The organism is Erwinia persicina NBRC 102418 (assembly GCF_001571305.1).
In the GTDB taxonomy this organism is placed as follows: domain Bacteria; phylum Pseudomonadota; class Gammaproteobacteria; order Enterobacterales; family Enterobacteriaceae; genus Erwinia; species Erwinia persicina.
On the sequence record NZ_BCTN01000015.1, the window covers coordinates 63924 to 82794 of the forward strand.

An 18871-nucleotide genomic window follows, 5' to 3' on the forward strand; every position below is an offset into this window, starting at 1 on the left:
AGTGGAGCTGGAAACGGCTCCCGTTTCCGCTTCACTGCCGATCTTTTCTATTATGTCATCATCGTATATTGGGCGTTTCGCCCCTTCCCCGTCCGGCGACCTGCATTTCGGTTCTTTAATAGCGGCTTTAGGCAGTTACCTTCAGGCTCGTGCTGAAAAAGGTCTCTGGCGCGTGCGCATTGAAGATATTGATCCCCCTCGTGAAGTCCCCGGCGCCGCCACGCGTATTCTGCATCAGTTAGATCATTACGGCCTGGAATGGGACGGCGAGGTGCTGTGGCAGTCTCAGCGCCACGATGCTTATCGCGCGGTGCTTAATGACCTGCAACAGCAGGGCCTCAGCTACTACTGTACCTGTACCCGCCGCCGCATTCAGCAGGCCGGAGGGCACTATGACGGCCATTGTCGCACGCTGGGCCACGGCCCGGAGCGGGCAGCCGTGCGGCTTAACGTCGATCATCCTGTGACGGCGTTTGAGGATGGCGTGCGCGGCAGGGTCAAGGCTGACCCGCAGCTGGCCCATGAAGATTTTATTATCCACCGCCGTGACGGACTGTTTGCTTATAACCTGGCGGTGGTGGTCGATGATCATTTTCAGGGGATCACCGAGATCGTGCGCGGTGCGGACCTTATCGAACCGACCGTGCGCCAGATGACGCTGTACCATCTGCTTGGCTGGGATATCCCCCGACATCTGCATTTGCCGCTGGTGCTGAATCACGATGGCAACAAACTGTCCAAACAAAATCATGCTCCCGCCCTTCCCGGCGGCGATCCCCGCCCGCCGCTGGTGGAAGCCCTGCGTTTTCTCGGTCAGCCGGTGCCGACAGGCTGGCAGGATCTGACCACTGAAAAGCTGTTACAACAGGCGATCGCTCACTGGGCGTGCGCAAATATTCCAATTAATGATGCAAGGCTGGCGCATACGGCGACTTCGGCATTCTCAAACGGTTCACTCTGAGCTATGATTAGCCGCTGTTTTTACCGACCAGATTTCATTGTCACTATCGAGGTGTCCCATTTTTACCCGAGTTGCTAATTTTTGCCGTAAAGTCCTCAGTCGTGAGGTGGTGGCGCCTACCGTAATCGAGGAAGTGCGTCAGATGGCCGTCGTTCCGCGTGACGCCCATAATATCTCACGCAAGGACATCAGTGAAAATGCCCTCAAGGTGCTGTATCGCCTGAACAAAGCCGGCTATGAAGCCTATCTGGTCGGCGGTGGCGTGCGCGATTTGCTGCTGGGTAAAAAACCGAAAGATTTCGATGTGACCACCAACGCCACCCCGGACCAGATGCGTAAGCTGTTCCGTAACTGTCGCCTGGTCGGCCGCCGTTTCCGCCTGGCACACGTGATGTTTGGCCCAGAGATCATTGAAGTTGCCACCTTCCGTGGTCACCACGAAGCCGAACAGCCAGTGACCGAAGACCGTAACAGTTCACAGCGCGGCCAGAACGGAATGCTGCTGCGGGATAACATCTTTGGCTCGATTGAAGATGACGCACAGCGGCGTGACCTGACCATCAACAGCCTCTACTACAGCGTGGCCGATTTTACGGTGCGCGATTATGTCGGGGGACTGAGCGATCTGCAGCAAGGTATTATCCGCATGATCGGTGACCCGGAAACTCGCTATCGCGAAGATCCCGTGCGTATGCTGCGCGTGGTGCGCTTTGCCGCCAAGCTGGATATGAGCATCGCAGCTGAAACCGGTGAACCCATCCCACGTCTGGCGACCCTGCTGAATGATATCCCGCCCGCGCGCCTGTTTGAGGAAACCCTGAAACTGTTGCAGGCGGGCTACGGTCACAGCACCTATCTGAAACTGCGCGAATATCAGCTGTTCCAGCCGCTGTTCCCGATCCTCACCCGTTACTTTACCGAACAGGGTGACAGTAATATGGAGCGGATGATCCTGCAGGTGCTGAAAAATACCGATAACCGCATCCACAATCAGATGCGTGTTAACCCGGCGTTCCTGTTTGCCGCCATGTTCTGGTACCCGCAGCTTGAAGCCGCGCAGAAAATTGCCCAGGAGAGCGGGCTTGCCTACTACGACGCCTTTGCGCTGTCGATGAACGACGTGCTGGATGAAGCCTGCCGTTCTCTGGCCATCCCGAAACGAATTACCACCCTGGTGCGTGATATCTGGACGCTGCAGCTTCGCCTGTCACGTCGCCACGGCAAACGCGCCTGGAAGCTGATGGAGCATCCTAAGTTCCGCGCCGCCTACGACCTGCTGGCCCTGCGTGCCGAAGTGGAAAAAAACCACGAGCTGCAGCGTCTTACTACCTGGTGGAGTGAATTCCAGGTGTCTGCACCGCCGCAGCAGAAAACCATGCTCAACACCCTGGGTGACGATCCGGTTCCGCGCCGTCGCACCCGCCGTCCGCGCAAACGCGTGCCGGGCGCACCACGCCGTGACCAAAATAACGACGCATGATCCGCGTCTATCTGGCACTGGGCAGTAATCTGGCCGACCCGTTGCATCAGGTGCACTCTGCACTGCATGCGCTGGCGGCCATACCTGATACCACGCTGGTTGCCACCTCGTCGCTTTACCGCACGCCCCCCTACGGCCCACCGGATCAGCCTGATTTTCTCAATGCTGCCGTGGCGCTGGATACCCGTCTGGACGCCGAAACCCTGCTGAACCATACCCAGCGTATTGAGCTGGAGCAGGGACGCGTGCGTAAAGCCCACCGCTGGGGGCCGCGCACCCTCGATCTGGATATCATGCTGTTTGGTGAGCAGACGCTGAGTACGCCACGTCTGACAGTACCGCACTACGATATGCTCAACCGCGCATTTATGCTGTTGCCGCTGCTGGAGATTGCTCCGGCGCTGTGCCTGCCGGACGGCACGCGGCTGGCCGATATCCTTGCCCGGCTTGATACCGGGGCTATCTCCCGCTGGTAACCCGCCCGTTATCCCCCCTTTGCACTGCCCTTCCCTTCCTTTAAGATACGCCAACTCAGTTTTCTTAAGGTGAAATGATGAAACCGACAACTGTCTCTACCCTGCACCAGTGGAAACAACAGGGGCGAAAATTCGCTTCGATCACCGCGTACGATTTCAGTTTCGCTAAACTCTTTGCCGATGAAGGCATTGAGGTCATGCTGGTCGGGGATTCACTGGGGATGGTGGTGCAGGGCCACGACTCCACGCTGCCGGTCACCGTCGCCGATATTGTCTACCATACGCAGGCGGTGCGACGCGGCAGCCCGGCAGCCCTGCTACTCGCTGACCTGCCTTTTATGAGTTATGCCACTCCGGAGCAAACCTTTGACAACGCGGCGCAGCTGATGCGTGCCGGGGCCAATATGGTCAAACTGGAAGGCGGCAAATGGCTGGCAGAGACGGTCAGGCAGTTAACCGAGCGCGCCGTACCCGTCTGTGGCCACCTGGGCCTGACGCCGCAGTCGGTCAATATTTTCGGCGGGTATAAGGTGCAGGGGCGTGACAGCGCTGCTGCTGACCGTCTGCTGGAAGACGCACTGGCGCTGGAAGCCGCTGGCATGCAGCTGCTGGTGCTGGAGTGCGTGCCGGTGGCACTGGCACAGCGCATTACCGATGCGCTGACGGTACCGACCATTGGCATTGGTGCCGGTAACGTCACCGACGGGCAAATTCTGGTGATGCATGATGCCTTTGGTATTACCGGGGGCCATATTCCAAAATTCGCCAAAAACTTCCTCGCGGAAGCGGGCGAAATCCGTGCCGCAGTGCGTCAGTATGTGGCAGAAGTGGCAGACGGACGTTATCCGGCTGCAGAACACAGTTTCCAGTAACCGAGGAGAAAGTCCGTGCTGATTATTGAAACGCTGCCCATGCTGCGCCGCGAAGTCCGTCGCTGGCGTCAGGATGGCAAACGTATTGCGCTGGTTCCTACTATGGGCAACCTGCACGACGGGCACATGACACTGGTCGATGAAGCGCGTGAGCGTGCGGATATTGTCGTGGTGTCGATTTTCGTTAACCCGATGCAGTTCGAACGCGCCGATGACCTGGCGCGCTATCCGCGCACGCTGCAGGAGGACTGCGAAAAGCTGAACCGTCGTGGCGTTGACCTGGTCTTCTCTCCGGCCCCCGGCGACGTTTATCCGCTGGGCCTGAGTGAGCAGACCTTTGTTGACGTTCCCGTCCTGTCCACCCTGCTGGAAGGGGCCAGTCGGCCCGGCCACTTCCGGGGGGTTTCCACCATCGTCAGCAAGCTGTTTAACCTGGTCCAGCCCGATCTTGCCTGCTTCGGCGAGAAAGATTATCAGCAGCTGGCGCTGATCCGCAAAATGGTGGTGGATATGGGCTACGATATTGATATCGTCGGCGTGCCGACCGTGCGCGCTAAAGATGGCCTGGCGCTCAGTTCACGCAATGGCTACCTCACCGCCGCAGAGCGTAAGATTGCCCCCGTCCTCAGCCAGGTCATGCAGGATATCGCCGGCAAACTCAGCCAGGGCGAGCGTCACATCGAAACCCTGATCGATGAGGCAGAAAGCACCCTCAGCGAGCGGGGGCTTCAGCCTGATGGTCTGGCGATTGTCGATGCCGAGACGCTGCTGCCGCTGAATGTCGACAGCCGGCGCGCGGTGATCCTGATGGCCGCGTGGCTGGGCAAAGCGCGTCTGATTGATAACCAGCAGGTTGATCTGACCCAGTAGACAGACGCGCCCGCTCAGGCAATACTGTCGACCGATTTTTTGAATTGACTGCAGAGTGATTATTTATGAACCGTACTATGTTGCAGGGCAAACTTCACCGGGTCAAAGTGACTCAGGCTGACCTGAATTATGAAGGGTCCTGCGCCATCGACCAGGATTTCCTCGACGCTTCCGGCATTCTGCAATATGAAGCGATTGATATTTATAATGTGAACAACGGCCAGCGCTTTTCAACCTATGCGATCGCGGCTGAACGGGGCTCAAAAATCATTTCGGTTAACGGGGCGGCCGCGCGCTGCGCCTGCGAAGGCGATTTGCTGATTATCTGCTCTTACGTGCAGATGTCCGACGCCGAGGCGCGGGAGTGGCAGCCAAAAGTGGCCTATTTTGAGGGCGACAACCAGATGAAACGCGTGGCGAAAGCCGTGCCGGTTCAGGTCGCGTAAAAAAAAAAGGGCCGATCGGTCACAACGATCGGCCCCTGCGTTACAGGTAGGGGGTTGACCTTCTTTTCCGGTCAACCCGATAAAACAGTTTTAATCAGGTCCGTAATCCACGCCCACGCTGAATCAACACCCACACCAGCGCGTAAAAGACCACGATAAACGCCACCAGCACGCCCAGCGTAAACGCCAGCGGTACGTCATGAATCCCCAGGAACCCGTAGCGGAAGCCGCTGATCATATACACAATAGGGTTCAGCTTAGACACCATCTGCCACACCGGCGGCAGCAGGGTCAGTGAATAGAACACGCCCCCTAAATAGGTCAGCGGCGTCAGCACGAAGGTCGGGATCAGGCTGATATCGTCGAAGGTACGGGCAAACACGGCGTTCAGCAGGCCCGCCAGCGAGAACAGGATCGCCGTCAGCAGCAGCGTCACCGCCACCATCAGCCACGAATGAACCTGAAACGGGACGAAGAACAGCGAAATAGCCGTGACCAGCACGCCCACACAAATCCCACGCGCCACACCGCCGCCGACATAGCCGGCGATAATCACATGCGTTGGCACCGGGGCCACCAGCAGCTCTTCAATGTTGCGCTGGAACTTGGCGCTAAAGAAGGAAGAGGCTACGTTGGCATAGGCGTTGGTGATCACCGCCATCATAATCAGGCCCGGCACGATAAACTGCATATAGCTGAAGCCGTGCATTTCACCAATGCGTGAACCAATAAGGTTACCGAAGATAATAAAATAGAGCGTCATGGTGATCACCGGCGGGACCAGCGTCTGGATCCAGATGCGGGCAAAGCGGTTCACTTCTTTACCCCAGATGCTTTTCAGCGCCACCCAATACAAATGTGTCATGCTTTATCTCCACTGTGACCGTTAACCAGGTCCACAAATAACTCCTCAAGACGGTTCGCTTTATTGCGCATACTGAGCACCTGCACCCCCTGATGGCTGAGCTGGCTGAACACGCTGTTCAGGCCCTGCTCGCGCAGCACTTCGACTTCCAGCGTTGAGGTATCCGCCAGGCGATATTTAAACCCTTCCAGCTTTGGCAGCGGGCTTTTCGGCGCGAGGTCGAGAATAAAAGTTTCTGATTTCAATTTGGAAAGCAGGCCTTTCATTGAGGTGTTTTCGACCAGCTCCCCACGCTGAATAATGCCGATATTGCGGCACAGCATCTCGGCTTCTTCCAGATAGTGGGTGGTCAGGATAATGGTGGTGCCCTGTGCATTCAGCTCCTGCAGGAAGGTCCACATGGAGCGACGCAGTTCGATATCCACCCCGGCGGTGGGTTCATCAAGGATCAGTAGCTTTGGCTCATGCATCAGCGCACGGGCAATCATCAGGCGACGCTTCATGCCGCCGGAGAGCATCCGTGCACGTTCGTTACGTTTTTCCCACAGATCGAGCTGTTTCAGATACTTTTCAGCCCGTTTTTGCGCCTCGATTTTTTCCACGCCGTACAGCCCGGCCTGGCTGACCACGATCTGCAGCACGGTTTCAAACTGGTTAAAGTTGAACTCCTGCGGCACCAGGCCCAGCTGACGCTTGGCATTCACCACGTCCTGCTGCAGGTCATAGCCAAACACCCGCACCTTTCCGGCGGTTTTATTGACCAGCGAACTGATGATGCCAATAGTGGTGGACTTACCGGCGCCGTTTGGCCCCAGCAACGCATAGAAATCACCGGCTTCAACCGTGAGATCGATTCCTTTTAGCGCCTGTACCCCACCTGCGTAGGTTTTGGTCAGCTTTTCAAGCTCCAGTGCATAAGTCATAGGTTAAAGAGTGCCCTGTTCTGTTGAGGTTTCTTGTTTGTGATTTTCAATCGTGCCGCATTGCCCTATATTACTGCATCGCATTTTGAGCAACGGGTCGACACCATTATGAAAGACATTGATACCCTTATCAGCAACAATCGCCAGTGGTCACGGTTGCTGAAAGAGGAAGACCCCGGCTTCTTTGAGCGCCTTTCTCTGGCGCAAAAACCCCGTTTTCTGTGGATTGGCTGTTCTGACAGCCGGGTACCTGCCGAGCGCCTGACCGGGCTGGAACCGGGTGAACTGTTCGTCCATCGCAATGTTGCCAACCTGGTGATCCACACCGATTTGAACTGCCTGTCAGTGGTGCAGTACGCGGTAGAGGTGCTGGAAGTTGAGCACATCATTATCTGTGGCCACTATGGCTGCGGGGGCGTTCAGGCCGCCGTCGAAAATCCTGAGCTGGGCCTGATCGATAACTGGCTGCTGCATATTCGCGATTTGTGGTACAAGCATAGTTCGTTACTGGGTGAACTGCCGCCCGAAAAACGTTTCGATAAACTGTGTGAAATCAACGTCATTGAGCAGGTATATAACCTGGGTCACTCGACGGTGATGCAGTCAGCATGGAAACGCGGACAAAAGGTCAATATTCATGGCTGGGTCTACGGCATCCAGGACGGTTATCTGCGCGATCTGGGCGTCAGTTCTGCCAGTCGCGAAATCCTTGAGCAGCGCTACCGCCACGGTATTGCCAATCTGCTGAACGACCCGGACCTCAACCCGTAAGCCGCCTGTTCTGGCGGCCGCGCCAGCCCCCTCACGCGGCATAATGACAGGCAGCGTGCGGGATCACGACCAGGCGAGATATGGTATATCAGGCCGGAGAACCCGGCCTTAGTCGATTGTGCTGTGCCTACACCTTACGGGTTACTCGTCCAGCATCACCACTTTACCCACATAGGGCAGATGACGATAACGCTGGGCGTAATCAATCCCATAACCCACGACAAATTCGTCAGGGATGGCAAAGCCCACATACTCAACCGGCACATCAACTTCACGACGCGAAGGTTTATCCAGCAGCGTACAGATCGCCAGTGACTTCGGCCCGCGCAGACGGAAAATTTCCCGCACTTTGCTCAGGGTGTTACCTGAATCAATAATATCTTCAACAATTAACACGTCTTTGCCACGGATATCCTCATCCAGATCTTTCAGGATTTTCACGTCACGGGAGCTTGAGGTGCCGTTGCCATAGCTGGAGGCCGTCATAAAGTCGACTTCGTGCGACACCTCAATCGTGCGGCACAGGTCGGCCATAAACATAAACGAGCCGCGCAGCAGGCCAACCAGCACCATCTCGCTGCCGCTGTCACGGTAGTGGTCACTGATTTGTCTGCCGAGTTCGGCAACGCGGGATTTGATCTCAGCTTCGGAGATCATCACTTCAACGGTATGTTTCATAGGTAGCGGTTCGTCGATTGCTCAGGGAAAGCGGTGAAGTTTATCACACTTCGCTACGGCTTCGCTCACCGTTGCGCAACGGATTTTCCTGCTGCACAAAGCAGACATATAGACTGCTATACGTTCAGATAGCCGAATTTCATATGGCATTTTGATTTAACCATAGAGCGTTTAGGCATTTATGGCGGCACCCTGCCTCATGCTAGTTTATGCGCAACAATAATAGATCCTATGCCTGACGGCCGGAGTCCTCATGCCTTCCTCACATTCTAAAAAAACACACATCGGCACGCGCGAGCTGCACCCTGAAACCCAGATGCTTAACTATGGCTATGATCCGTCACTGTCAGAGGGCGCGGTGAAACCGCCGGTATTTCTCACGTCGACTTTTGTGTTTAACAGCGCAGAAGAGGGTCGCGACTTCTTTGACTACGTTTCCGGCCGCCGTGAACCGCCTGCCGGCGAAGGCAACGGGCTGGTGTATTCGCGCTTTAATCACCCGAACAGTGAGATTGTGGAAGACCGCCTGGCGATCTATGAGCGTACCGACAGCGCGGCACTGTTCTCTTCCGGCATGTCGGCCATCTCCACCACCCTGCTGGCGTTTGTCAAACCGGGCGATACCATCCTGCACTCCCAGCCGCTGTACGGCGGTACGGAGACGCTGCTGAGTAAAACCTTTCGCAACCTGGGTGTCTCGACGCTCGGGTTTGCTGACGGTGTGGATGAACAGGGAGTCCAGGCCGCTGCAGAGGAAGCGATGACGCTGGGTCGGGTATCGGTGATCCTGATTGAGTCCCCGGCCAACCCCACTAACAGCCTGGTCGATATTGCGCTGGTGAAGCGTGTGGCCGACCACATTGAACGCCAGCAGCAGCATCGCCCGATTATCGCCTGTGATAACACCCTGCTTGGCCCGGTCTTTTCACGGCCGACCGAACACGGGGCCGATATCTCGCTCTACTCGCTGACGAAGTATGTCGGCGGCCATTCCGACCTGATTGCCGGCGCAGCCATGGGCAGCAAGGCGTTAATTCGTCAGGTGAAGGCCCTGCGCAGCGCCATCGGCACCCAGCTTGATCCGCATTCCAGCTGGATGATCGGCCGTTCTCTGGAGACGCTGGCGCTGCGTATGGAGCGCGCCAACGATAATGCCGCCGCGGTGGCTGCCTTCCTGCAAAGCCATCCACAGGTGGAAAAGGTGCACTACCTGCCGTTCCTTGACCCGGCCTCTGCCGCAGGCAGAGTGTTCAGCACCCAGTGCAGCGGTGCCGGCTCGACGTTCTCGTTTGATATTCGCGGCGGTGAGGCGGCGGCATTCCGCTTCCTCAACACTCTGCAGCTGTTTAAACTGGCGGTCAGCCTCGGCGGCACCGAATCCCTTGCCAGCCATCCTGCCAGTACCACCCACTCCGGCGTACCGATCGAAGTACGCAACCGTTTCGGCATCACCTCCTCCACCATTCGCCTGTCGATTGGCATAGAGAATAAAGAGGATTTAATCGAGGACGTACGGCTGTCGCTGGCGTAACGCTCTCGCGGTAAGGTCGCGGGTCGATCGCTGATCGGCCCCTGCGAAATTTCTCTTCCCCGGACACTCCCTGAAAGGCGTTCCCCCTCGCTTTCACGCTAACTGGTCACCCTGTTTTCTAAGCTGCCTGTACGGCAGTGAACTGGCAGATACGCGGAGACGAGCCAGAGACGAGTTTCTAAGCTGCCTGTACGGCAGTGAACTGTTAACTAAAGTCAGTGTGCCGGTGGCGATATTTCTAAGCTGCCTGTACGGCAGTGAACCGTTAGCTTACGTCACGACCCCGTTGACTTCCTTAACTTTTATCACGAGGTTCGGGCAAAACCCTTTTTTCTTACCTTACTTAAATACTGTTAATAATCAGTAAGATAAAAATCGGTTCAAAAAAAGGGTCTGCCGTGCCGGAGATTACGCCACGGTGAAGCCGAGCATCATGCCGGTGTCTTCATGCTCCAGCAGGTGGCAGTGGGCCATATAGGCATTGGCGGCGTCGGCCTGATGATTAAAGCGCACCAGTACCTCACTGCGCCAGCCTTCGACACGCACCGTGTCTTTCCAGCCGCTGCGGTGGGCCGCAGGAGGTTTGCCGTTTTCAGAGAGAATACGGAACTGGGTGCCATGAATATGGAACGGATGCAGCATCATGTCGCCTTCGCCGGAAACGGTCCATTTCTCGAAGGCTCCCTGCTTCACTGCAAACGATGGCTTATCCATGTTAAACGCAACACCGTTAATCTTGTTCGCCTCATGGAAATCGTAAGCACCGGACGGCTTATCATGTGCCATTCCCGCCATTTTCTCGTGGCCCATACCGGGCATATTATGGTGCCCTGCCATCGCCATCTTGTTCGTATCAGCTGCTTTGTCGCTGTCGTGGGCATCCATCTTCATACCCGCCATTGAGCTATGGCCGTATTTTTCCATCATAGCTGCCATGCCAAGACGGTCCAGCTCAGGATCCATCATCAGCTGCAGCCAGCGGGTGTTCAGCCCTTCTGTGGGCGGGACCGCAGGCAGATCCACCAGCTTATCGGGTAGCATGCCGCTGGCCAGCACCCGCAGGGGATTGATCGACAGCACCGGCAGCGGATGATCGAAGGGCTCCACCGTCATTCCCATCTGCCGCACGGGCAGGGTTTGCAGATCAAATGCTTTACCATCGGAGGTGTCTACCAGCACTTCGAAGCGTTCGCCCGGCATCATCGGCAGTTCGGTGACCGCCACCGGTTCAGCCAGCAGCCCACCGTCGCTGGCGATCACATACATGGGACGCTGGTCGCTGGTGGTCAGGTTAAGCGAGCGGGCGTTACAGCCGTTGAGCAGTCGCAGGCGTAACCAGCCGCGCGGTGCCGCTGTCTGTGGATAAATAGCTCCGTTGGTCAGCATCGTATCGCCAAACCAGCCCACAGCGGCACTCATCACATCCAGTTGGTAGTCAATCTGGCTGCCGTCAGCACTCAGGCGTTTATCCTGTAAGACGACAGGAATATCATCCACGCCCCACAGGGTGGGCAGCCGCAGTTTGCCGCTCTCCGGATCGTTAATCAGCACCAGCCCGGCCAGCCCCTGCGCCACCTGATAGCCGGTACGTCCATGCTGATGTGGATGGAACCAGCAGGTCGCTGCAGGTTGATCCGGGGTAAAGGTGACGCGGCGCTTTTTACCCGGCTCAATACGCGCCTGTGGCCCGCCATCGACATTGCCCGGCAATTCCAGACCGTGCCAGTGTACGGTGGTGGCTTCCGGCAACCGGTTATAGATGTTGATGTTGATCTCTTTGCCGCGCTCCAGCTGAATAGCCGGGCCCAGCAGGCTGCCGTTATAGCCCCAGGTGGAAACCTTTTTGCCCCGCCACTGGCTGGTGCCTGCCTGCGCAGTCAGGGTAATTTCACTGCGGGCATCAGCAGTCAGTAACGCGGGCACAGGCAGCAGCGGGCGCTGTTCCGCCGCCATTAATGAACGGCTCCACAGTGGCAGCGCGCTGGCTGCGCCAACGGCAGCGCTTAATTTAAGAAAATCACGACGTTGCATCATCCATTCCTTTTGTCAGATGTCGATATCCCCGGGATTTTTCAGTCACCGGGGTGAGTGTTATCCGCAGCATAAACCCTGCCCCAGCGGGAAGGTCAAGTCCGTAAAACGACGGTGCATCGGGTGCTTCAGGATTTTTCTGCCGCAAAAGTGGCTGGCACCCGGCGTGAACTGTGCTAACGTCTGCTTATTGCACACGTATGAGAAAAATCATGAAGAAAAGCATCAAGGCTCTGTTGCTGTTAGGGCTGTTTGGCTTCTCCTCCACCAGCTTCGCACTGAGCGAATCGGAAGCAGAAGATTTGGCAGATTTAACCGCTGTATTTGTTTATCTGAAAAATGATTGTGGTTACCAGGAACTTCCCGACGGCCAAATCCGCCGCGCGCTGGTCTTTTTTGCACAACAGAATCGTTGGGATCTGACCAATTACAACAGCTTCAATATGAAAGCATTAGGGGAAGACAGTTACCGCGACCTCAGCGGCATTGCCGTCCCGAACGATACCAAATGCAAATCTCTGGCTCGTGATTCACTGAGTCTGCTTGCCTACGTGAAGTAATCGACCATACTCATCCTCCTGCTGCCGCTGATTTGACCGTGCAACCACGGTCATAAATAGCTATGATACTGGCCCATTTTTTACGGCTGTGATACCCGTTTTTCAGTTGCCGGGGCGCGGGATGTCCGCGACCGCCTTGCTGTCGGGACGCACAGGCCGGCCTCGTTATCCCGGCCGGCACAGGTCAGGCAACCGCACCCCGTTCACACAGTGTTCACCGGGGTGCCGCCTGGCTGAAACCTGAATGACGCAGAGTCTATGAGGAGGAAAACCGACCATGAGCGATAATGAAATGTGGTATGAAACGCTTCATACCGGCTTCGGGCAGTATTTTACTGTCGATAAGGTACTGTATCGCGAGCAGACCGGGCATCAGGATCTGATCATCTTCGAAAATGCGGCACTGGGTCGCGTAATGGCGCTTGACGGTGTGGTACAAACCACCGAGCGCGATGAGTTTATTTATCACGAAATGATGACTCACGTTCCCCTGTTGGCACATGGCGCACCTAAACGCGTTCTGATCATCGGTGGCGGAGATGGGGCCATGCTGCGTGAAGTGAGCCGCCATAAAAATATCGAACAGATCACCATGGTCGAAATCGATGAAGGCGTCGTGACCTTCTGTAAGGAACATCTGCCCAACCACAGCCAGGGCGCTTATAATGATCCGCGCTTTACGCTGGTCATCGATGATGGTGTGAACTTCGTTAAGCAGACCCGCGAAAAATTCGATGTCATTATTTCAGACTGTACCGACCCCATCGGGCCGGGTGAAAGTCTGTTTACTTCAGACTTTTACGAGGGTTGCCACCGCTGCCTGAATCAGGATGGCATTTTCGTGGCGCAGAATGGCGTCTGTTTCCTGCAGCAGGATGAAGCGGTTAACAGTCATCGCAAACTCAGCCACTATTTTGAGGATGTCAGCTTCTACCAGGCGGCAATCCCGACCTATTACGGCGGCATTATGACCTTTGCCTGGGCAAGCGATAATCCGGCGCTTCGCCAGCTTGAAACCGCGACCATTGCTTCACGCTTTGCCGACGCGGGTCTGACCTGCCGTTATTATAATCCGGCGATCCACACTGGCAGCTTTGCCCTGCCACAATATCTGTTGAATGCGCTGGCTGACTAGCCGGGCATTTTAAGGGGGTGAGTGAAATTGCAAAAGCTTAAACTACATGGCTTCAACAACCTGACGAAAAGCCTGAGTTTTTGTATCTATGATATCTGTTACGCCAACACGGATGCTGAACGCGACGGATATATTGCATACATTGATGAGCAGTATAATGCCAACCGCCTGACTGAAATTCTGAGCGAAACCTGCTCGATTATCGGTGCTAACGTGCTCAACATCGCACGTCAGGATTATGAGCCTCAGGGTGCCAGCGTGACGATTCTGGTCAGTGAAGAACCGATCGACCCGCGCGACATCGATACCTCCGAACATCCCGGCCCGCTGCCGAATTCCGTGGTCGCTCACCTCGACAAGAGCCATATCTGCGTCCATACCTACCCGGAAAGCCATCCTGAAGGCGGCCTGTGTACCTTCCGCGCGGACATTGAAGTGTCGACCTGTGGGGTCATTTCGCCGCTGAAAGCGCTGAACTACTTAATTCACCAGCTTGAGTCCGATATTGTTACTATCGATTATCGCGTGCGTGGCTTCACCCGCGACGTCAACGGGGTGAAACACTTTATCGATCATGAGATTAACTCCATCCAGAATTTCATGTCAGACGATATGAAATCGATGTACGACCTGATGGATGTGAATGTGTATCAGGAAAATATCTTCCACACCAAAATGATGTTGAAAGAGTTCGACCTGAAACACTATCTGTTTAATACCAAACCGTCCGATCTCAGTCCGCAGGAACACAAACGTATTACCGACCTGCTGTGGAAGGAGATGCGTGAGATTTATTACGGCCGCAATATTCCCTCTGTGGGGTTAAAAACGCAGTAAGGGGGGATGCCCCCTGTTTAGCGATAGCGGACTGGTGCGGGTCGATCGTCGATCGGCCCGACCTCTTTTTCCGCTTAACGCCCCTGCAGGAACGCCCGGTAGGCGGCAATCACCGCAAGAAAATCCTCTACGCCGCAGAACGCCAGGCTCTCTTCATCGTAATAGTTCATGCCCTCTTCCATCTCGTCGCCTTCAAAACCGAGCTGGTTTGAGCGGATCATCACTTCTTCTTCATCCAGCAGCAGGGTATATTCACTGCCCACGCGCTGCCACTGACGGACGCTACCTTTCACCTCTGCGATGGCCGCTTCAACGTCATCCAGCAGCGCCAGGTTTTCGTTCACCTCATCATTAAACCAGTGGCCGACGGCCTCGTGACCCATCGTCATGCGCACCTTCACACCACCGGTAATGTCTCTTAAAAATTCATATTCCATCGCGCCTTCCTCCCGGCCTGCCTGCTTAACCCCATTTTGCGCGCCTGCCGCGACAATACTGAGCTTTGGCGCGCATTATCGCAGCACGGCGCGGGAAAAGCAGCGGTTTTACGCAGGCATAAAAAAACCGGGCACTGGGCCCGGTTTGTTCAATACAGACTGACGCTTAAACTGCCGTCTGGAAAATCACACCGTCGGCTTTGTCGGTGTACTGACTCAGCTGGTCAAAGTTCAGGTAACGATAGGTATCAACGGCGGTTTTATCCACCTGATCCATAAACGTCAGATACTCTTCCGGCGTAGGCAGTTTACCCAGCAGTGAAGCGACCGCTGACAGTTCGGCAGAAGCCAGATAGACGTTAGCGCCGGTGCCCAGACGGTTAGGGAAGTTACGCGTTGACGTCGATACCACTGTCGCCCCATCGGCCACGCGCGCCTGGTTCCCCATGCACAGCGAACAGCCAGGGATCTCGATACGCGCACCGCTCTTACCGAACACGCTGTAGTAACCTTCTTCAGTCAGCTGTGCCGCATCCATCTTGGTGGGCGGAGCCACCCACAGACGGGTTGGCAGCTGGCCTTTATGCGCATCCAGCAGTTTGCCGGCGGCACGGAAGTGACCGATGTTCGTCATGCAGGAACCGATAAAGACTTCGTCGATTTTTGTACCCTGCACGTCAGACAGCAGACGGGCATCATCCGGATCGTTCGGCGCACACAGGATCGGCTCTTTAATATCGGCCAGATCGATATCGATCACTGCCGCATATTCCGCATCCGCATCGCCTTCCAGCAGTTGTGGATCGGCCAGCCATTTTTCCATGCCCTGAATACGGCGCTCGAGCGTACGACGATCGCCGTAACCTTCTGAGATCATCCACTTCAGCAGCACGATGTTAGAGTTCAGATACTCGATAATCGGATCTTTACTCAACTTGATCGAGCAACCCGCTGCAGAACGTTCAGCGGACGCATCTGACAGCTCAAAGGCCTGCTCAACTTTGAGATCCGGCAGACCTTCAATTTCCAGAATACGTCCGGAGAAGATGTTTTTCTTCCCTTTCTTCTCGACGGTCAGCAGACCCGCTTTAATTGCATACAGCGGGATCGCATGCACCAGATCGCGCAGGGTGATACCTGGCTGCATTTTGCCTTTAAAGCGCACCAGCACAGATTCAGGCATATCCAGCGGCATCACACCGGTCGCGGCGGCAAAGGCCACCAGACCTGAACCCGCCGGGAAGGAAATACCGATCGGGAAACGGGTGTGGGAGTCACCGCCAGTGCCGACGGTATCCGGCAGCAGCATACGGTTCAGCCAGCTGTGGATAATGCCATCGCCCGGACGCAGCGACACGCCACCGCGGTTCATGATGAAGTCAGGCAGCGTATGGTGTGTAGTGACGTCAACCGGCTTCGGATAGGCGGCGGTATGGCAGAAGGACTGCATCACCAAATCGGCTGAGAAGCCCAGACAGGCCAGGTCTTTCAGCTCATCACGGGTCATGGGACCGGTAGTGTCCTGGGAGCCAACCGAGGTCATTTTGGGCTCGCAGTAAGCACCAGGGCGAACCCCGTTCACGCCACAGGCACGGCCCACCATTTTCTGCGCCAGTGAGAAACCACGGGTGCTGGCTGCCACGTCTTTCGCCTGCTCGAACACATCGCTATGCGGCAGATTAAGAGATTCGCGGGCTTTCGTGGTCAGGCCACGGCCAATGATCAGCGGGATACGGCCACCGGCACGCACTTCATCCAACAGTACATTGGTTTTCAGCTCGAAGTTAGCCAGCACTTCACCGGTATCATGATTGCGGACTTCACCTTTATACGGGTAGATGTCGATGACATCGCCCATATTCAGGCGGTCAACATCCACTTCAATCGGTAGTGCGCCCGCATCTTCCATGGTGTTGAAGAAGATAGGCGCGATTTTACCGCCGAGGCAGACGCCGCCGCCTTTCTTGTTCGGCACGTAAGGAATGTCGTCGCCCATAAACCACAGCACCGAGTTGGTGGCAGATTTACGCGAAGAACCGGTACCGACCACGTCACCGACATAGGTCAGCGGGAAGCCTTTAGCCTGTAATGCTTTAATCTGTTTGATCGGGCCAACGTTACCGGCATCATCGGGTTCGATGCCTTCACGGGCGTTTTTCAACATCGCCAGCGCATGCAGTGGAATATCCGGGCGAGACCATGCATCCGGCGCCGGAGAGAGGTCGTCGGTATTGGTTTCGCCGGTCACTTTAAACACGGTGACGGTGATTTTTTCTGCCAGTTTAGGGCGCTTCAGGAACCACTCGGCATCCGCCCAGGACTGGATGATTTTTTTCGCGTGCGGGTTACCGGCTTTGGATTTTTCTTCAACATCATAGAAGTTGTCGAACATCAGCAGCGTGTGGGACAGCGCTTCAGCGGCAATCGGTGCCAGCTTTTCATCGTCAAGCGCGTCAATCAGCGCATGGATGTTGTAGCCACCCTGCATGGTACCCAGTAGCTTAACGGCCAGTTCAGGAGTCACCAGAGGAGAGGTTGTTTCGCCTTTTGCGACGGCAGCCAGGAAACCGGCTTTTACATAGGCGGCTTCGTCAACGCCCGGCGGCACTCGATTGATTAACAGGTCGGACAGAAATTCTTCTTCACCCGCTGGAGGGGCTTTTAGCAGTTCAACCAGCGCGGCCATTTGGGAAGCATCTAACGGTTTTGGAACAATCCCCTGGGCAGCACGCTCGGCAACGTGCTTACGGTATTCTTCTAGCACGACGTTCTCCTCGCTCTCATTGTATTTGGCATCCCGGGCTACCTGGTCCACCTTAAAGTGGAACAATCCATGTGTAGGGTATGGTGCCCGGTTCCGCGAGGGCCAGCATAGCAGGATTTCGGCTGCATGTTAATCCGTTTACAAAAAAGCAACATCATTAGCCTGATCGTTTTCATGGGCAAAAAAGCACTTTTCCAGCGGCTTTCACTACCTAATCATGTCGATTCTGCCGGTTATTCTTCATGCTGGAACAAAAAACAGCGTATGTTCCGCAAAGCCATCTCCCGCCTGTCGGTGTGGAAATAAATGCAGCTTATTATAACGCGTCGTTCAATAACTTATCAGGGGGGCAAACCGGGGGGACAGAGAAGCACTGGGGGGTGGGGACAAAAACAAAAAAAGCCGCACATGGCGGCTTTTTTATCACTGACGCTGCACTGCTCGGGCTGTTATGCCGTCATCGCGATCGTCTTTGTCAGTGAGGTTATCGCGAATTACAGCGCGACAACGTTTACTGCTGATGGACCTTTAGCGCCGTTCTCGATAGAGAACTCCACTTTCTGGCCTTCATCTAAGGTTTTGAAATCGCTGCTCTGGATTGCAGAGAAATGTACGAATACATCTTTGCTGCCGTCTGCAGGAGTGATAAAACCGAAGCCTTTATCAGCGTTAAACCATTTTACTAAACCAGTCATTTTGTTAGACATAATATTTCCTATTCATTTTTGAGCCACTTTATGTGGCGAACATGGCCTGTTCATCAGAATTTATCTTATGGGCACTTAGGAGGAGGCTCTCGATGAAGGGATATCTGTGATAACACTTGTACTGAGGACTGCTTTACTAAAACTGCTTTCATAAGGTCTGTATTCCAAACCGATGCAAACATAGTAGACCGGATACGCCTGAACAAGCAAGGATTCATTTCACTTATATTTTTGGAACTTTATGCAGACATTGCTGTCAGTGAAAAGCGCCGAGGACAGGGTAAAAAGCAAGCTAATGGAAAAACCGCTTCAGAGGTCAAATGATAAAAGCCCTGACGAACATCGCCAGGGCTTTTAGGTTACTGCTAACTCAAATTTTAACATTAACGAACTTAACAAGTTTTACTGCTATTAATACTTCGTTGAATGTACGTGTTTATTACGGACAGTATTAGTGACTAAAATTCTAGCTTACCTCCATAAATGACAGTTAACATCATCATGCCAGTCAACAGACATGGCGGTTT

19 protein-coding genes are annotated in these 18871 nt (G+C 55.1%); 12 read left to right on the forward strand and 7 right to left on the reverse strand.

The window, feature by feature from the left end:
- Positions 1-52 precede the first annotated feature (52 nt).
- The 6 genes from gluQRS to panD all read left to right on the forward strand — a co-directional run bounded on the left by gluQRS (position 53) and on the right by panD (position 5105).
- Entirely contained in the window at positions 53-961 is a 909-nt protein-coding gene (gluQRS, locus tag EPE01S_RS16250; RefSeq protein ID WP_062747310.1) for a tRNA glutamyl-Q(34) synthetase GluQRS, read from the forward strand.
- 58 nt (positions 962-1019) lie between these two features.
- Positions 1020-2441, forward strand: coding sequence for a polynucleotide adenylyltransferase PcnB (gene pcnB / locus EPE01S_RS16255; protein WP_218007821.1), 1422 nt, complete (start codon positions 1020-1022; stop codon positions 2439-2441).
- Positions 2438-2917, forward strand: a complete 480-nt coding sequence (gene folK, locus EPE01S_RS16260; protein WP_062747165.1) for a 2-amino-4-hydroxy-6-hydroxymethyldihydropteridine diphosphokinase — start codon at positions 2438-2440, stop codon at positions 2915-2917. The genes pcnB and folK overlap by 4 nt, the downstream gene beginning before the upstream one ends.
- 77 nt (positions 2918-2994) lie before the next feature.
- A complete protein-coding gene (gene panB, locus EPE01S_RS16265) occupies positions 2995-3789 on the forward strand; it encodes a 3-methyl-2-oxobutanoate hydroxymethyltransferase (RefSeq protein WP_062747167.1) in 795 nt (264 codons plus the stop codon).
- A gap of 15 nt (positions 3790-3804) precedes the next feature.
- Positions 3805-4659, forward strand: coding sequence for a pantoate--beta-alanine ligase (panC, locus tag EPE01S_RS16270; RefSeq protein ID WP_062747170.1), 855 nt, complete (start codon positions 3805-3807; stop codon positions 4657-4659).
- A 65-nt stretch (positions 4660-4724) separates the two neighbouring features.
- On the forward strand, positions 4725-5105 hold the full coding sequence (panD, locus tag EPE01S_RS16275) for an aspartate 1-decarboxylase (protein WP_062747172.1): 381 nt from the start codon (positions 4725-4727) through the stop codon (positions 5103-5105).
- 94 nt (positions 5106-5199) lie between these two features.
- Here the strand turns inward: panD and EPE01S_RS16280 are convergent, their stop codons facing one another.
- On the reverse strand, positions 5200-5970 hold the full coding sequence (locus EPE01S_RS16280) for an ABC transporter permease (protein WP_062747174.1): 771 nt from the start codon (positions 5968-5970) through the stop codon (positions 5200-5202).
- Positions 5967-6893, reverse strand: a complete 927-nt coding sequence (locus EPE01S_RS16285) for an ABC transporter ATP-binding protein (RefSeq protein WP_062747176.1) — start codon at positions 6891-6893, stop codon at positions 5967-5969. Before EPE01S_RS16285 ends, EPE01S_RS16280 begins: the two co-directional genes overlap by 4 nt.
- Before the next feature lie 108 nt (positions 6894-7001).
- On the opposite strand from EPE01S_RS16285, the gene can reads away from it, so the two are divergent.
- Complete coding sequence (gene can, locus EPE01S_RS16290; RefSeq protein WP_062747313.1) at positions 7002-7664, forward strand: carbonate dehydratase; 663 nt, start codon at positions 7002-7004, stop codon at positions 7662-7664.
- 141 nt (positions 7665-7805) lie between these two features.
- On the opposite strand, the gene hpt is transcribed toward can, so the two are convergent.
- A complete protein-coding gene (gene hpt, locus EPE01S_RS16295) occupies positions 7806-8342 on the reverse strand; it encodes a hypoxanthine phosphoribosyltransferase (RefSeq protein ID WP_062747178.1) in 537 nt (178 codons plus the stop codon).
- Positions 8343-8595: 253 nt separating this feature from the next.
- Here hpt and EPE01S_RS16300 point away from each other — a divergent pair, with 253 nt between their 5' ends.
- Positions 8596-9873, forward strand: coding sequence for a cystathionine gamma-synthase family protein (locus EPE01S_RS16300; protein WP_062747181.1), 1278 nt, complete (start codon positions 8596-8598; stop codon positions 9871-9873).
- A 408-nt stretch (positions 9874-10281) separates the two neighbouring features.
- Here the strand turns inward: EPE01S_RS16300 and cueO are convergent, their stop codons facing one another.
- The gene (gene cueO / locus EPE01S_RS16305) at positions 10282-11904 is read right to left on the reverse strand and encodes a multicopper oxidase CueO (RefSeq protein WP_062747183.1); all 1623 of its coding nucleotides are present in this window, start codon (positions 11902-11904) and stop codon (positions 10282-10284) included.
- 212 nt (positions 11905-12116) lie between these two features.
- On the opposite strand from cueO, the gene EPE01S_RS16310 reads away from it, so the two are divergent.
- The 3 genes from EPE01S_RS16310 (at position 12117) to speD (ending at position 14436) form a co-directional block, all read left to right on the forward strand.
- Positions 12117-12464: a YacC family pilotin-like protein gene (locus EPE01S_RS16310; RefSeq protein ID WP_062747186.1), complete on the forward strand. Its 348-nt coding sequence runs from the start codon at positions 12117-12119 to the stop codon at positions 12462-12464.
- A 277-nt stretch (positions 12465-12741) separates the two neighbouring features.
- The gene (speE, locus tag EPE01S_RS16315; RefSeq protein WP_062747189.1) at positions 12742-13599 is read left to right on the forward strand and encodes a polyamine aminopropyltransferase; all 858 of its coding nucleotides are present in this window, start codon (positions 12742-12744) and stop codon (positions 13597-13599) included.
- Between the two features lie 27 nt (positions 13600-13626).
- The gene (speD, locus tag EPE01S_RS16320) at positions 13627-14436 is read left to right on the forward strand and encodes an adenosylmethionine decarboxylase (protein ID WP_062747316.1); all 810 of its coding nucleotides are present in this window, start codon (positions 13627-13629) and stop codon (positions 14434-14436) included.
- A 74-nt stretch (positions 14437-14510) separates the two neighbouring features.
- Here the strand turns inward: speD and yacL are convergent, their stop codons facing one another.
- Together yacL and acnB are read right to left on the reverse strand one after the other, a co-directional pair.
- Positions 14511-14873, reverse strand: a complete 363-nt coding sequence (gene yacL / locus EPE01S_RS16325) for a protein YacL (RefSeq protein ID WP_062747191.1) — start codon at positions 14871-14873, stop codon at positions 14511-14513.
- A 166-nt stretch (positions 14874-15039) separates the two neighbouring features.
- Complete coding sequence (gene acnB, locus EPE01S_RS16330; protein WP_072277473.1) at positions 15040-17637, reverse strand: bifunctional aconitate hydratase 2/2-methylisocitrate dehydratase; 2598 nt, start codon at positions 17635-17637, stop codon at positions 15040-15042.
- 126 nt (positions 17638-17763) lie between these two features.
- Between acnB and EPE01S_RS16335 the strand changes: the two genes are divergently transcribed.
- Entirely contained in the window at positions 17764-17943 is a 180-nt protein-coding gene (locus tag EPE01S_RS16335; RefSeq protein ID WP_062747196.1) for a hypothetical protein, read from the forward strand.
- Between the two features lie 188 nt (positions 17944-18131).
- On the opposite strand, the gene cspG is transcribed toward EPE01S_RS16335, so the two are convergent.
- Entirely contained in the window at positions 18132-18344 is a 213-nt protein-coding gene (gene cspG, locus EPE01S_RS16340; RefSeq protein WP_062747198.1) for a cold shock protein CspG, read from the reverse strand.
- Positions 18345-18871 lie beyond the last annotated feature (527 nt).